General features: G+C 62.6%; 15 protein-coding genes. 8 read left to right on the top strand and 7 right to left on the bottom strand.

Annotation, left to right across the window (positions count from 1 at the left end; translation table 11 throughout):
- Positions 1–21: 21 nt before the first annotated feature.
- Genes ANTHELSMS3_RS00825 through ANTHELSMS3_RS00835 form a run of 3 tightly spaced genes read right to left on the bottom strand, consistent with a single transcriptional unit; the run spans position 22 to position 2,367 of the window.
- Positions 22–1,149 carry a CaiB/BaiF CoA transferase family protein gene (locus ANTHELSMS3_RS00825; RefSeq protein WP_094033219.1) on the bottom strand — a complete coding sequence of 376 codons (1,128 nt, stop codon included), beginning with the start codon at positions 1,147–1,149 and terminating at the stop codon, positions 22–24.
- Positions 1,149–1,817, bottom strand: coding sequence for a DsbA family protein (locus ANTHELSMS3_RS00830; protein ID WP_094033220.1), 669 nt, complete (start codon positions 1,815–1,817; stop codon positions 1,149–1,151). Before ANTHELSMS3_RS00830 ends, ANTHELSMS3_RS00825 begins: the two co-directional genes overlap by 1 nt.
- A gap of 37 nt (positions 1,818–1,854) precedes the next feature.
- Positions 1,855–2,367, bottom strand: coding sequence for a DUF721 domain-containing protein (locus ANTHELSMS3_RS00835; RefSeq protein ID WP_094033221.1), 513 nt, complete (start codon positions 2,365–2,367; stop codon positions 1,855–1,857).
- Positions 2,368–2,446: 79 nt separating this feature from the next.
- On the opposite strand from ANTHELSMS3_RS00835, the gene mutY reads away from it, so the two are divergent.
- The 3 genes from mutY (at position 2,447) to ANTHELSMS3_RS00850 (ending at position 5,924) form a co-directional block, all read left to right on the top strand.
- Complete coding sequence (gene mutY / locus ANTHELSMS3_RS00840; RefSeq protein WP_254694813.1) at positions 2,447–3,508, top strand: A/G-specific adenine glycosylase; 1,062 nt, start codon at positions 2,447–2,449, stop codon at positions 3,506–3,508.
- 62 nt (positions 3,509–3,570) lie between these two features.
- Entirely contained in the window at positions 3,571–4,704 is a 1,134-nt protein-coding gene (locus ANTHELSMS3_RS00845; protein WP_094033222.1) for an alkane 1-monooxygenase, read from the top strand.
- Positions 4,705–5,003: 299 nt separating this feature from the next.
- The gene (locus ANTHELSMS3_RS00850; RefSeq protein ID WP_094033223.1) at positions 5,004–5,924 is read left to right on the top strand and encodes a manganese-dependent inorganic pyrophosphatase; all 921 of its coding nucleotides are present in this window, start codon (positions 5,004–5,006) and stop codon (positions 5,922–5,924) included.
- Positions 5,925–6,045: 121 nt separating this feature from the next.
- On the opposite strand, the gene sfsA is transcribed toward ANTHELSMS3_RS00850, so the two are convergent.
- On the bottom strand, positions 6,046–6,753 hold the full coding sequence (gene sfsA, locus ANTHELSMS3_RS00855) for a DNA/RNA nuclease SfsA (RefSeq protein ID WP_094033224.1): 708 nt from the start codon (positions 6,751–6,753) through the stop codon (positions 6,046–6,048).
- A gap of 49 nt (positions 6,754–6,802) precedes the next feature.
- Here sfsA and ANTHELSMS3_RS00860 point away from each other — a divergent pair, with 49 nt between their 5' ends.
- The 4 genes from ANTHELSMS3_RS00860 (at position 6,803) to ANTHELSMS3_RS00875 (ending at position 9,855) form a co-directional block, all read left to right on the top strand.
- Positions 6,803–7,537, top strand: coding sequence for a competence/damage-inducible protein A (locus ANTHELSMS3_RS00860; RefSeq protein WP_094033225.1), 735 nt, complete (start codon positions 6,803–6,805; stop codon positions 7,535–7,537).
- Between the two features lie 89 nt (positions 7,538–7,626).
- Positions 7,627–8,364, top strand: a complete 738-nt coding sequence (locus tag ANTHELSMS3_RS00865; protein WP_094033226.1) for a GNAT family N-acetyltransferase — start codon at positions 7,627–7,629, stop codon at positions 8,362–8,364.
- Positions 8,361–8,930, top strand: coding sequence for a peroxidase-related enzyme (locus ANTHELSMS3_RS00870; RefSeq protein WP_094033227.1), 570 nt, complete (start codon positions 8,361–8,363; stop codon positions 8,928–8,930). Before ANTHELSMS3_RS00865 ends, ANTHELSMS3_RS00870 begins: the two co-directional genes overlap by 4 nt.
- Entirely contained in the window at positions 8,902–9,855 is a 954-nt protein-coding gene (locus tag ANTHELSMS3_RS00875) for an OmpA family protein (protein ID WP_094033228.1), read from the top strand. Before ANTHELSMS3_RS00870 ends, ANTHELSMS3_RS00875 begins: the two co-directional genes overlap by 29 nt.
- A gap of 20 nt (positions 9,856–9,875) precedes the next feature.
- Here ANTHELSMS3_RS00875 and ANTHELSMS3_RS00880 read toward each other — a convergent pair whose 3' ends face one another.
- A complete protein-coding gene (locus tag ANTHELSMS3_RS00880) occupies positions 9,876–10,781 on the bottom strand; it encodes a LysR family transcriptional regulator (RefSeq protein WP_094033229.1) in 906 nt (301 codons plus the stop codon).
- A gap of 209 nt (positions 10,782–10,990) precedes the next feature.
- Between ANTHELSMS3_RS00880 and ANTHELSMS3_RS00885 the strand changes: the two genes are divergently transcribed.
- The gene (locus ANTHELSMS3_RS00885; RefSeq protein WP_094033230.1) at positions 10,991–11,434 is read left to right on the top strand and encodes a DUF4399 domain-containing protein; all 444 of its coding nucleotides are present in this window, start codon (positions 10,991–10,993) and stop codon (positions 11,432–11,434) included.
- A 91-nt stretch (positions 11,435–11,525) separates the two neighbouring features.
- Here ANTHELSMS3_RS00885 and ANTHELSMS3_RS00890 read toward each other — a convergent pair whose 3' ends face one another.
- Both ANTHELSMS3_RS00890 and ANTHELSMS3_RS00895 read right to left on the bottom strand, forming a co-directional pair.
- Positions 11,526–12,086 (bottom strand): type 1 glutamine amidotransferase domain-containing protein, encoded by a 561-nt coding sequence (locus ANTHELSMS3_RS00890; protein ID WP_094033231.1) that lies wholly within the window; start codon positions 12,084–12,086, stop codon positions 11,526–11,528.
- A gap of 106 nt (positions 12,087–12,192) precedes the next feature.
- Entirely contained in the window at positions 12,193–14,217 is a 2,025-nt protein-coding gene (locus ANTHELSMS3_RS00895) for an NADPH-dependent 2,4-dienoyl-CoA reductase (protein WP_094033232.1), read from the bottom strand.
- Positions 14,218–14,318 lie beyond the last annotated feature (101 nt).

The following is a 14,318-nucleotide window of genomic DNA, read 5'->3' on the forward strand; positions in this document are numbered from 1 at the left end:
TGGACGCCCGTGCCAGTTGTTTTAACTGCCAGCCTCGCCCAGTTTCGGCGCGGGCCGTTCCAGCACCAGATCGGCGTCCGAGAACCTGAATGGCGCACGCACACCCGGCACGCCGTCCGGCGCAATCTGCAGTCCGCGCGCAATGACGTGCGGGTCGGCAAACACCTCGGCCATGTCGTTGATCGGACCGGCAGGCACGCCCGCCGCCTCACACTCTGCCAGCAGCGTGGCCTTGGTCCGGGTCTGTGTCGCCCCGGTCAGCCGGGTGGTCATCGCGTCCCGATTGGCGATCCGATCGGCGTTGGTGGCGAATTCGGGGGCCGTGGCCATGTCATCCAGCCCCAGAAGGCGGCACAGGCGCTGGTACTGGGCGTCATTGCCGGTGGCGATGATGATATGCCCGTCCGAGCAGTCAAACACCTGATAAGGCGTTAGATTCGGGTGGTAATTGCCAGTGCGCCCCGGCGGTGTGCCGGTGCTGAGATAGTTCAGCGCCTGATTGGCCATGGCCGACACTGCGCAATCCATCAGCGCCATGTCGATATGTTGGCCCTTGCCGGTGCGGTGCCGCTGATGCAGCGCCGCAAGGATGCCGCTGACCGAATAGAGCCCGGTGAACAGATCGGTGATCGCCACACCCGCGCGCTGTGGCTGGCCGTCGGGATCGCCGGTGATCGACATGAAGCCGGACATGCCTTGAATGATGTAGTCGTACCCCGCGCGGTGCGCATAGGGGCCGTCCTGTCCGAAGCCGGTGATGGAACAGTAGATCAGGCCGGGATTCACCGCGCTGAGCGATGCGTAGTCCATGCCGTATTTCGCCAGCCCACCGACCTTGAAGTTCTCGATCAGGATGTCGGCATCGGCGACGAGTTCGCGCATCCGCGCCTGCCCGTCGGCACTGGACAGATCCACCACCTCAGAGGCCTTGCCCCGGTTACACGAGTGGAAATAGGAGGCCGATGTATCGCCCTCCCGTTCGATAAACGGCGGGCCCCACCGGCGGGTGTCATCGCCCTGCGGTGCCTCGATCTTGAGAACCTCGGCGCCCAGATCGGCCAGCGTCTGACCGGCCCAAGGGCCGGCCAGAATGCGCGCCAGTTCGATGACCTTGACCCCTTCGAGGGGTCCGCGCGGTGCCGATGTCATCAATCCAGCTTGGCGTCCAGAATCGCCGAGAATTCCTCATAGCTCATGTTCGAGTATTTCTTGCCGTCGATCACAAAGCTGGGGGTCGAGTTGATCTCATGTTCCGCTGCGTTGGCCTGAAACCAGCCCACCAGCGTCGCGATCTGGTCGCCGTCGTTCAGGCAGGCCTCGATCTGGTCGCTCTCCATGCCGGCCTTGAGGCCGATCTTGCGAAACGCGGCAATAATGCCCTGCTCGCCCTGACGCGCCCATTCAGACTGACCCTCATAGAGCAGGTCGGTGATGCCAAAGAACTTTTCCTCACCGCCACAGCGCGCAATCAACGACGCCCAGACGCCGACCTTGTCGAAATAAACCTCACGGTAGATGAATTTCACCTTGCCGGTGTCGATATAGTTCTGCTCCAGCTTGGGGATCAGGTTCGCATGGGCCGAGGCGCAATGCGGGCAGGTGTAGGACGCGTATTCGATCACTTCGATCGGCGCATCCTCGGCCCCTTTGACCATTTCGGTCACGGTCGAGATGTCGATTTCGGCTGCCTGCGCCTGTGCCGCGCCGGGAAGACGCACGTCGGCCGCCCCTGTCTGGCCTGCGCCCTGCGTCAGATACCATGCGCCGCCACCAAAAAGCGTCAGCGCCACCGCGCCCGCCGGAAGGATCCATTTCATGTCGTTTGCCTCTTTCCTGTCGGTCCTTGGGCCCGGATCACTCCCGGCCCGTTTTCGATATGACGTTTGCCGCCAGTCGTTCAAGCGCCGCGCGCAAATCCGCGTCGCCCACCCCCTCTGCCACCATCCGCGCCCGTGACTGCACCTCTGGCGAGGCAGCCTTGGGGCCGGTGTCCTTGGGACGGTGCTGAAAATCCACCTGCCCCTCGGCAAATCCGGTTGGGGCGGTCTGCGTCACCCGCACCCGCGAAATGGCGTTGTAGCCATAAACCGCGTTGATCCGCGCCCGAATCTCTTCGCGGCGCATCTCGACCATGGGGGCCATCGCGCCCGTGGTCAGCAGCGTCAGCGTGCCGCCAAAGCCGCCCTTGGCATAGCTTACCTCGACGGGCCGCGAAATCGCCGCCACATCGGCACCGGCAATTTCGTCCCAATGGGTCAAAACACGCGTCTGGGCGAATCCCCGCCCCTCCGCCGCCTTGCGAATACGTCCCTGCAACAGCTTGGACGCACTGGAAAACCCATATGTTGTTGGTTTGCGATCCGCCACGTTTGACTCCCTGTCGGCGAGGCTATTCTAGTGACCATGCGGGGCGGCACCAGCCCCCTTACGACACGGAGTTTCACCCTTGCGTGATGAGCCACTGCACAGCCCTGACCCGCAGGCGCTGCTTGACTGGTACGACCGCCATGCCCGCGCCCTGCCGTGGCGCATTGGTCCGGCTGCGCGTGCGCGCGGCGAATTGCCCGATCCCTACCGGATCTGGCTGTCCGAAATCATGTTGCAACAAACCACCGTCGCGGCGGTCAAGGACTATTTCCTGGCCTTCACAACCCGTTGGCCCACGGTGCAGGATCTGGCCGGGGCCAAAGATGCCGATGTCATGGCCGCGTGGGCAGGGCTGGGCTATTACGCCCGCGCCCGCAATCTGCTCAAATGCGCCCGCGCCGTGACTCTTGATCATAACGGCCAGTTCCCGCGCGATCATGCCACACTGCTGACCCTGCCCGGCGTCGGGCCTTATACCGCCGCCGCCATTGCCTCTATCGCCTTTGACGCACCGGAAACAGTTGTGGACGGCAATGTGGAACGGGTCATGGCGCGGCTGTTTGACGAACACACGCCCCTGCCCGCCGCCAAGCCGATCCTGACGGAACACGCCGCCCGCCTGACCCCGCAGGACCGGCCCGGCTGTTATGCCCAAGGGGTGATGGACCTTGGCGCCACGATCTGCACACCCAAACGCCCGGCTTGCGGTTTGTGCCCGTGGCGCAGCGCCTGCACCGCATGGGTGCGCGGCACCGCCGCTGACCTGCCCAAGAAGTCGCCCAAGAAACGCAAACCCACCCGGCTGGGCATTGCTTATCTGGCCCGTCGCGTCGATGGGGCTTGGCTGCTGGAAACCCGCCCTGACAAGGGATTGCTGGGCGGCATGCTGGGCTGGCCCGGCTCCGACTGGACCGAAGACCAACCCGCCGAGGCCCCGCCCATCCGCGCCGAATGGAAGACTATCGACGCAGAGGCCCGCCACACCTTTACCCATTTCCATCTGCGCCTGACGGTCAAAACCGCGCTGGTCCCGATGGAACGCAATCCAGATCGCGGAGAATTCATCGAATTGCCTGAATTCAGCCCCGGTGATCTGCCAACGGTCATGCGCAAGGCGTTTGACCTCGCGCAAGGCGGCTGATCCGCTCTTGGGACAGGCTGGACCCTGCCCTATCATAGCCCCGTTATGGATCAGAGACCCCGATGACCCCCGCCGCCCAGATCGCCAAACCCAGCGCCGCCTTGCCGTTTTACATGTCCTACCTGTTGATCCCGCTGGTCTGGATCGCGGCGACGCAGGGCGGCTATTGGGTACTGCTGCCCATTCTGGCCACTTGGTATCTGTTCACGGCACTGGACGCGGTTCTGGGTCTGAACACGGAGAATGCCGATCCCGATACCTCTGACGCGGATCTGCGCTGGTACAATATCCTGACCGCCGCTTGGGTGCCGCTGCAATTCATCAGCGTCTTTGCCCTGATCTGGTACGTCAGCCGCGCCGCGCATCTGAACGGGCTGGAAAAGTTCATGGTGTTTTTCGGCGTCGGCGTGATGACCGGCACCATCGGCATCAACTACAGCCATGAACTGATGCACCAGAAAAACCGCGTGGAACGCTTTCTGGGCGATCTGCTGCTGGCGATGGTGCTCTATTCACATTTCCGGTCAGAGCATCTGTTGGTGCATCACCGCTATGTCGGCACGCCGCGCGACCCGGTGACAGCGCGATATAATGAGGGCTTTCACCGCTTCTACCCCCGCGTTCTGCGCGACAGCCTGCGGTCCAGCTTTGCCGCCGAACGGGCGATGCTGGCGCGCAAGCGGCTGCCGTGGCATGCCGCGGCGAACCCGTTCTGGCGCTACTGGGGTTTGCAATTGGCGATGCTGGCGTTGGCCTTTGGTTTGGGGGGATTGGGCGGCGTGGTGCTGTTTCTGGTGCAGGCCGGCGTGGCGATTTGGCAGCTGGAGCTGGTCAACTACGTCGAACACTACGGGCTGACCCGCAGGCATCTGGGCGACGGCAAATACGAACACGTCCTGCCGCGCCATTCGTGGAACGCCGCGCACAAGGCGTCAAACTGGCTGCTGATCAACCTGCAACGGCACTCGGACCACCACTACAAACCCGACCGCCGCTTTCCGCTGTTGCAAAACCACGCGGACGCGGACGCGCCGCAATTGCCCTATGGCTATCCGGTGATGACCATGGCCGCGATGGTGCCGCCGTTGTGGAAACGGGTGATGAACCCCCGCGTTCAGGCGTGGCGTCGTCAACATTACCCGGACATCAAGGACTGGTCGGCGTACAACAAGGCCAAGACACCCCTGCCACGGTGATAGCCCTGAACCCGTCAATTCGGGTGTAGGCCGGGCTTCAGCCCGGCACGCCACGTCACGACGCACCCTATCCCCCGCGGGCTCCTGCGCCTCCGACTGTCCGCCAAAATCCTAACCAATCGTAAATTCGCCTCTGTAACCCATTGATTTTTCACACCCGTCCCGCTGTCCACGCGTGGACACCCCTATCCCTGTTCACACCGGCCCCAAGGTCGCACCCCCTTCGTGCGGGGTGACAAGAGGATGCCGCGCGGCTATGAGGCGCGAAAATTCGACGTCTCCAGCCAATGAGGATTCCCATGACCACTCAGGTTTTCGGCCACAAATCCCCCGACACCGACAGCACCGGCAGCCCGATCATCTGGGCCTGGTATCTCTCCGAAATCAAAGGTGAGGCCGCGCAGCCCGTCCTGCTGGGCGAGCCCAACACCGAAGCCGCCTTCATGCTGACCCACTGGGGCCTCGACAAGCCAGAGATCATCGCAGACGTGGCCGAAGGCGCGCCGGTTGTCATCGTCGACACCAACAACCCGGCTGAACTGCCCGCCTCGATCAACTCGGCCGACATCCGCGCCATCATCGACCACCACAAGCTGGTCGGCGGGCTGGAAACCAAAGGCCCGATCGACATCACCGTGCGTCCCCTCGCCTGCACCGCCACCATCATGGTCGACCTGATGGGCGACGACGCCGCCAAGATGCCCGACGCCATCAAGGGCGCAGCGCTGACCTGCATCCTGTCCGACACGCTGGAGTTCCGCTCGCCCACCACCACCGACCACGACAAAGCCGTGGCCGAGAAGCTGGCCGCTGATCTGGGTGTGAACATCGCCGAGTTCGCCGGGCAGATGTTTGCCGCCAAATCCGACGTCTCCAACTTTTCCGACGCCGAACTGATCCGCATGGACAGCAAGGAATATGAGGTCGACGGCACCAAGTTCCGTGTCTCGGTGCTTGAAACCACCGCACCGGAAATCCCGCTGGGCCGCAAGGACAGCCTGATGCAAACCTACAAGACCGTGCAGGCCGAAGACGGCGTGGACGAGGTTTTGCTGTTTGTCGTCGACATCCTGAAAGAAGAGGCCACGCTGCTGGTGCCCAACGATCTTGTCAAAGGGGTGGCCGAGAAAAGCTTTGGCGCAACGGTCACGGGCGACACCGTGGTCCTGCCCGGTATCATGAGCCGCAAGAAGCAGATCATCCCGAACCTCAAGGTGTGAGGCGGTGGCCCAATTCGGGCCTTGGGAGTAATCCAATTGCACGGGGGCCGTTTGGCCCCCGTTCTTTTTCGTAGGTGGGGGCGTTGCCCCCGTCGCCTCCGGCGACTCCCCCAGGATATTTTCAGACAGAAGAAACGGGGAGTGGCGTGCCCAGACTGACCCCATCCGGCGAAATTTGACAGCCGAGCGCCATCGCTTCGACTCCGGCGGAGCGGGCCACTTCAAAGGCGGCACCGTAAGCTGGGTCAATGTCCGAAGCCAATGTGACCCGCGTGCAGTCCGTTCTCTGGACGAGATACAGCATGACGGCGCGGTGCCCCTGTCGGGCCATCTCGGCCAGTTCGACGAGGTGCTTCGTCCCGCGCGCGGTCACACTGTCGGGGAATTCGGCAAGACCGGGAGTGCGCGACAGAGTGACGGATTTCACTTCGACGTAGGTATCGGGCCGCCCCGCGCCGGTGAGCAAGAAATCGATACGGCTGTTGGTGCCGTACTTCACCTCTGGCCGTACAAGATCGTAGCCGTCCAACCCCGCGACCTGACCCGCCATCAGCGCGGCCTTGAGCACGCGGTTCGGAACCCCGGTGTCGACGCCGGTGAAGTGGCCGTTGCCGTGGTCGACCAGCCGCCATGCCCATTTGAGTTTCCGTTTGGGATCGTCGTTCGGTTCCAGCCAGATGCGCAGGCCTTCGTCTTTCATTCCCAGCATGCTGCCGGGGTTGGCCACATGGGCCGTCACCTCACGCCCGTCCTCCAGTAGGCAGTCGGCAAGAAAGCGTTTGTAGCGACGGACCAGGGTGGCGGGGACGAGAGGGGTTTGAAAGCGCATGGGCCGGGCCTATACCGTAGCGTGACGCACGCGCCAAGGAGCTCTGATCATGTCCAATCCCACCGCCGCCATGCTGGTCATCGGGGACGAGATCCTGTCAGGACGGACCCGCGACGCAAACATGCACTATCTGGCCCAGGAATTTACCAAACATGGCATCGACCTGCGCGAGGTGCGCATCGTGTCAGACGATGCATCCGCCATCGTTGCTGCCGTACGGGCGCTGAGCGCGGGATTTGACCATGTCGTGACATCCGGCGGAATCGGGCCGACGCATGACGACATTACCGCGCCCTGTGTCGCCGACGCTTTTGGCGTGGCCATCACGGTGCGCGACGATGCGCGCACTATTCTGCAGGCGCACTATGACCGGCAGGGAACCGAATTGAACGAGGCACGTCTGCGCATGGCCCGCATCCCTGACGGGGCCACCCTGATCGAAAATCCGGTCTCTGCCGCGCCGGGGTTCTCGTTGGAAAACGTACACGTCATGGCGGGTGTGCCTTCGGTGTTTCAGGCCATGGTGTCCAGCGTGCTGCCCGGCTTGACCGGAGGTCAGCCATTGCTGTCCCAAACCCTGCGGATCGAACGCGGCGAGGGCGATATTGCCGGCCCCCTGAGCGATCTTGCGACACGTTTCGACGACCTGTCCATCGGCTCTTACCCGTACCAGCGCAATGGCGTCTATGGCGCCAATGTCGTGATCAGAGGAACTGATGGTGGCCGGATCGACGATGCCATGACCGCGCTGTCGGCCCTGTTTCCCGAAGCCGTCGCATCGTGAGCCGTCCGTGCGGCACGCAGGCCGCATGGACAGCCCCGGCAGCAACGGCCATAACGTGACAGATCCTGTTTCAATCTTTGGCCTTTGTCATGTCCGATGACCTCACTGCCCTTTTCGAGGCGCTTGACGCCACCTGGCCTGCGGCCTCGAAGGTGCCCGCCGGGCCGTGGATGCTGCGTGAGGGGCGCGGCGGCGGCAAACGTGTCTCTGCGGCCACCGCGCGTGGAGACTGGCGGGAGGACGATCTATCCGCGGCGGAAAAATCCATGAAACTGATGGGGCAGACGCCACTTTTCATGATCCGCCCAGACGAAAACGCGTTGGATGCCGCGCTGGCGGAACGCGGCTACACTCTGATCGATTCGGTACAGCTGTGGTCCGCCCCCATTGATCGTCTGACCGATCTCAAACTGCCGCGCGTCACCGCCTTTGCCATTTGGGAGCCGCTCGCCATCATGCGCGAACTGTGGGCTGCGGGCGGCATCGGCTCCGCGCGCCAGCGGATCATGGAGCGGGCAGCCGCCCCCAAGACTGGCATCCTGGGGCGAGTGTCGGACAAGCCCGCAGGCGCGGCCTTTTGCGCAGTACATGGTGAGACCGCCATGGTCCACGCACTGGAGATTGGCTCTGAACATCGGCAAAAGGGATTGGGCGGCTGGATGATGCGCTGTGCGGCGCTTTGGGCGGCCGATCAGGGTGCAACACGCATCGCCGTGGCCGCCACCACGGAAAATACCGGGGCCAACGCGCTTTATGCCACCTTGAAGATGGAGGTGGCGGGGCATTACCATTACCGGATACTCAATGCCGAAAGCGAGGACTTGTGACCGACGCCCTTCCCACCGCGCTGAACCTGCCCATGGCAGACCCGTTGCCGGACGCCACGCAGAAATACTTTGACATCTGCCAGGACAAACTGGGCATGGTGCCCAACGTGCTGAAGGCCTACGCCTTTGATATCGCCAAGCTGGACAGCTTTACCGCGATGTACAATGAGCTGATGCTGGCCGACAGCGGCCTGTCCAAGCTGGAGCGTGAGATGATCGCAGTGGTCGTCTCGTCGGTGAACCGTTGTTTTTATTGCCTGACCGCACATGGCGCCGCTGTGCGTGAATTGTCCGGCGACCCCAAGCTGGGGGAGATGTTGGTGATGAACTGGCGTGTCGCGGATCTGAGCCACCGGCACCGCGCCATGTTGAAATTCGCCGAAAAGATGACCGTGGCCTCGTCCGAGGTGGCCGAGTTTGACCGAGAGGCATTGCGCGATGCGGGGTTCTCGGAACGCGACATCTGGGACATCGCCAATGTCACTGGATTTTTCAACATGACGAACCGCGTCGCCAGCGCCACAGATATGCGTCCGAATGACGAGTACCACACGCAAGCGCGCTGAGGCGCTTGGTCTGACGCTCTGTCTGGCGCTCTGTCTGGCGTTGGGCGTAAGTGGGGCCGACGCGGCGGAGCTGTCGTTACCGCCCGGCGCTCAGCAGAGTTTTAGCACCGTACAGTCGCCCGGGGCCTATGCGCTGCCAACCGGGCCGTGGCAGAACGGCACCCTGCCGGTCGAGCGGGTCGAAGGGCGGGTCGAGGTCGCCGCATGGCACATACCGGGCAATGCCGACACGCCGTTCCAACTGGCCAAACCCATGCGCGACGCCTTGGTTGCCAATGGTTTCGAGATCCTGCTGGATTGCCGGTCGCGGGCCTGTGGCGGGTTTGATTTCCGCTTTGCCACGCTGGTGCTGCCCGCACCGGAAATGTTTGTCGACCTGACCGATTTCCATTTCGTCTCGGCGATGTCGGGCGATCAGGGGGCGGTCTCTATCCTGACCAGCCGCGATGCGCGGTCCGGCTATGTGCAGATCATCCGTGCGGGCGGCAGCGTCACAGGCATTCGGCCCAGCGCCAAGCCCGCGACGGTGGCCCCAACGGCCGAGGTGCAAGGGATCGCCGAACAGTTGGACAGCCTGGGCCATGTCATTCTGGACGATCTTGTGTTTCGGACCGGATCGACGGCCTTGGGCGATGGACGTTTTGCCTCGCTGGATGCCATCGCAGCCTATCTTGCGCAGAACCCCTCGCGGACCATTCTGTTCGTGGGTCACACGGATGCAACCGGATCGCTGGAGGCGAACCGCAGCGTTTCGTTGCGCCGCGCTCAGGCAGCCGTGACCTATCTGCGAGAGCGGCACAACACACCTCCACGCCAGATTGGTGCGCAGGGGGCAGGATACCTTGCCCCGGTTGCGTCAAACCTCACGCCCGAAGGGCGCGAGGTGAACCGCCGCGTCGAGGCGGTGTTGATTTCGACGGAATAAACCAGGCTACACCAGCCGGATCACCAGGTCTGCGGGCCCTTTTCGGCAAAGGAATGCACCAGAAAATCTATGAAGGCGCGCACTTTGGGCTGGGTGAACCGGCCCGGGGGATAGACTGCATAGATGCCTTGGGTCTCGATCGGCAGATCGGGGATCGCGTCCTCGACCAACCCGGCCTCCATCGCCTCATTGTAGAGGTATGAGGGCAGATAGGCGATGCCCAGACCCGCAATGCAGGCATTCAACAGCGACTGACCGTCGTTCACCGTCAGCCAGCCCGCCGTGCGCACCTGACGCTTTTCGCCCGACGGCGCGGTCAGTTTCCACACGTTGCCAGAGGACTGGTTGGAATAGTGCAGCAATTTGTGTTCGTTCAGATCATCGATCCGCTGAGGGCGTCCGAATTTCTGGAAATAGGACGGCGACGCGATCATCCGTTTGGTTGTCTCGGTCAGCTTGCGCGCGCGCAGGGTGCTGTCTTCCAGCTCTCCGATCCGCACCGCCATGTCAAAACCTTCAGAGATCAGCTCTACATAGCGGTTGTTCAGCACCATGTTGACGGTGATGTCCGGAAATTCGGCCAGAAACTCCCCCAGCACCGGACTGAGGTGATTAACGCCGAAATCTGTGGCCACGCTGATCCGCAACAGGCCAGAGGGGGCCGATTGCATCGAGGTCACAAGCGCATCCGCCTCGCCCGCGTCATTCAGAACACGGCGGGCGCGGTCGTAATAGGCCAGACCGATCTCTGTCGGCGACACGCGGCGCGTTGTGCGGTTCAGCAACCGCGCGCCCAGTCGCGCCTCAAGGCTTGAGACGTGTTTGGAGACAGCGGATTTAGAAATCCCCATCTTCTTGGCGGCGTCAGTAAAACCACCCTGGTCCACGACCGTGGCAAAGGCCTCCATTTCGGTCAGACGATCCATCCAGGTCTCCGTTCAACATACATTTCCTGCTATACCTATGCTTTTGAACTGGGGCGCGATTGGGGCACAGAGGAGACAATTGAGGGGTATTGCCGTTCTCTGTCAGCGAGCGAGAAACGGAAAACACCTGACCACAGGGCCGGAACGGTGTAGGCTATGAACGTGATTGAAACAGCATCAGAACTTATTTTTCAGGGAGACCTCGAACCATGTTCCGAACCTTTGCTTGCGTCTCAGCACTTGTCATTGCCCCCCTTGCCGTTTGGGCAGACGCCACCCCGGCCCCGGATGACGCATCCGTGTATTTCATCAACATCGCGGACGGGGACACCGTGACCAGCCCCGTCACGATCCAGTTCGGCCTGTCGGGAATGGGTGTCGCCCCGGCCGGCACCGAAAAAGAATTTACCGGCCATCACCATATCTTAATCAACCGCGCACCTTACGGCGAAGGCGACGAGGATGCCGAGTTTGCCGACTACGGCATTCCGGGCGACGACAACCACCGGCATTTCGGGGGCGGTCAGACAGAGGTCAAGCTGGAGCTAGATCCCGGCACGCACACGCTGCAACTGGTGTTGGGGGATTTGAACCACATCCCGCACAATCCGGCGATCGTGTCAGAGTACATCACCGTCACCGTGTCCGAATAGATCCGGCGCAAAATACTGAAAACCCACACAAGAGGGCGCGCCGCAGATGCGACGCGCCCCTTTATGTTGGACCACATGGGTCAAGCGACGATCAGGCCGCTTTCTGGTTGTGACGGCCCTCTTCGATCTCTTCGACGATCTTCGAAACAAAATCCTTGAGGTCGTCCGGATTGCGGCTGGTGACGATACCACTATCGGCCACAACCGATTGGTCCATGACCTGCGCGCCCGCATTTTTCAGATCTGTGCGGATCGACGGATAGGCGGTCATTTCGCGACCGGCCACGATATCCGCCTCGATCAGCACCCAAGGGGCGTGACAGACGGCGGCGATCACCTTGCCCTGCTTGGCAAAGGCCCGCACCAGCGCGATCACCGGCGCCTCTACCCGCAACAGGTCCGGGTTGATCTGGCCGCCGGGGATCACCAGCGCATCATATTGGTTGGGGTCGGCATCGGCGATCTTCAGATCGGCCTCGGCCTCGCGACCCCAGTCAGAGCCTTCCCAACCTTTGATGGACTTGCCGTCCAGCGTGGCCACATGAACCTCAGCGCCCTTGCTGCGCAATTGATCACGCGGAAATTCCAGCTCCGACTGTTCAAAACCGTCGGTCGAGATAATCAGTACCTTCGAGTCAGCGATATTCGGCATGGAATGCCTCCTTTCGTTGCTGTGTCTGATACAGCAACGTCCCGACCTGGTGTCTGTTCCATCTTCGCGGGGATTTCCGGGCGGGGACGATCCCACCCGGACAAGATTACAGCACAGCGGCGAGGCGCGTGCCCTGATCAATCGCCCGCTTGGCATCCAGTTCCGAGGCCACGTCCGCCCCGCCGATCACATGGGTCTCAACGCCCTTGTCGATCAACGCATCGGCCAGCGATCGTTCACTGACCTGCCCCGCGCACAGAACCACCGTGTCGCAGGCAATCACCTCGGGCCGTTCGCGCGTCTCGCCAAAGCTGACATGCAGCCCGGCATCGTCGATCCGCTCATAATTGACGCCGCTGCGCATATCGACGCCTTTCATCTTGAGCGTGGCTCGGTGAATCCAGCCAGTTGTCTTGCCTAGCCGTTTGCCCGGTCGCTCTGCCTTGCGCTGCAACAGCACCACGGCGCGCTCCGCCGCGTCGGGCTGCGGCCCTTCGGGCGCCAGACCGGCGCGTGCCTCTGACGGGTCGGTGACACCCCATTCGCGCATCCAGTCCGGCAGGCTTTCGGTCGGACTGTCGCCGGTCACAACGAACTCGGCCACGTCAAAGCCGATGCCGCCCGCACCGATGATGGCCACCCGATTGCCCACCTCTGCGTGGTCGCGCAGCACATCGACATAGCTTTTGACCGATGGATGATCCTGTCCGGGGATCTGCGGATCACGCGGCAAGACGCCGGTCGCCACGACAACGGAGTCGTAGCCCGCCAGCGCGTCCGGTGTCGCCTCTGTCCCAAGGCGCAGGGTGACGCCGGTCTCTTTCACCATGGCAGCGAACCAGTCGACGAGGCCGAAAAACTCTTCCTTGCCCGGCACCTGTTTTGCCATGTTCAACTGACCGCCGATGGCGTCGGCCTTGTCGAACAGCACCACCTCGTGGCCACGTTGCGCCGCCGTGATCGCCGCTGACAGACCCGCAGGGCCCGCCCCCACAACCGCCACCCGGCGCGGCATCTGGGCCTGTTCGACCAGTAGTTCGGTTTCGAACGCGGCCTTGGGATTCACAAGGCAGGTAGAAACCTTGCCCGCAAAGGTATGGTCAAGGCAGGCCTGATTGCAGGCAATACAGGGCGCGATCAGATGCGACTTGCCGCTTGCGGCCTTGGCGACAAAATCCGGGTCAGCAAGGAAAGGTCGCGCAAGGCTGACCATGTCGGCGCATCCCTCGGCCAGAACCTGTTCCGCCACCTCGGGCGTGTTGATCCGGTTCGAGGTGATCAGCGGAATGTCCACCTGCCCCATCAACTTTTGCGTCACCCAGGCAAAGGCGCGGCGCGGCACGCTGGTGGCGATGGTGGGAATGCGCGCCTCGTGCCAGCCAATGCCGGTGTTGAGGATCGTGGCCCCCGCTGCCTCGACCGCCTGCGCCAGTTGAACAACTTCTTCGAACGTCGAGCCATTTGGGATCAGATCGATCATCGACAGCCGGTAGATCACGATGAAATCGTCTCCCACAGCGGCACGCACCCGGCGCACCACCTCGACCGGCAGGCGCATGCGGTTTTCATAGCTGCCGCCCCAGTCATCGGTGCGCTTGTTGGTGTGGGTCACAAGGAACTGGTTGAGGAAATACCCCTCGGACCCCATCACCTCGACCCCGTCATAGCCCGCCTCGCGCGCACGCACGGCGGCCGTGGCCATGTCGGCGATCTGCTTTTCGATACCCTCTTCGTCCAGTTCCTTGGGCGGAAAAGGAGAGATCGGAGATTTGACCGGCGAGGGCGCGACACATTCCGGCCCGTAAGCATAGCGCCCTGCGTGCAGGATCTGCATGGCGATCTTGCCGCCCGCCGCATGAACCCGGTCCGTCACCATCCGGTGATTGGCAATATCCTGCGGCGTGAACAGCCCTGCCGCGCCCGGAAACACCCCGCCTTCACGGTTCGGGGCCATACCGCCGGTCACCATCAGCCCCACATCACCGCGCGCCCGCGTTGCGTAGAACTCGGCCACCCGGTTCCAATCCCCCCGCTCTTCTAGGTTGGTGTGCATCGACCCCATCAGCACGCGGTTTTTCAGCGTGGTAAAGCCGAGGTCGAGCGGGCGCAAAAGATGCGGATATTCGGTCATGGTGTCCTCCCGGTTCCTTGGTCGCCACCTCACAGCATGGCGGTTACGCTGTCACGATCTACGTCACGTCATCGCATCGGGACGATCCGTGCTTTACCCGA

The organism is Antarctobacter heliothermus (genome assembly GCF_002237555.1).
Lineage (GTDB): Bacteria > Pseudomonadota > Alphaproteobacteria > Rhodobacterales > Rhodobacteraceae > Antarctobacter > Antarctobacter heliothermus_B.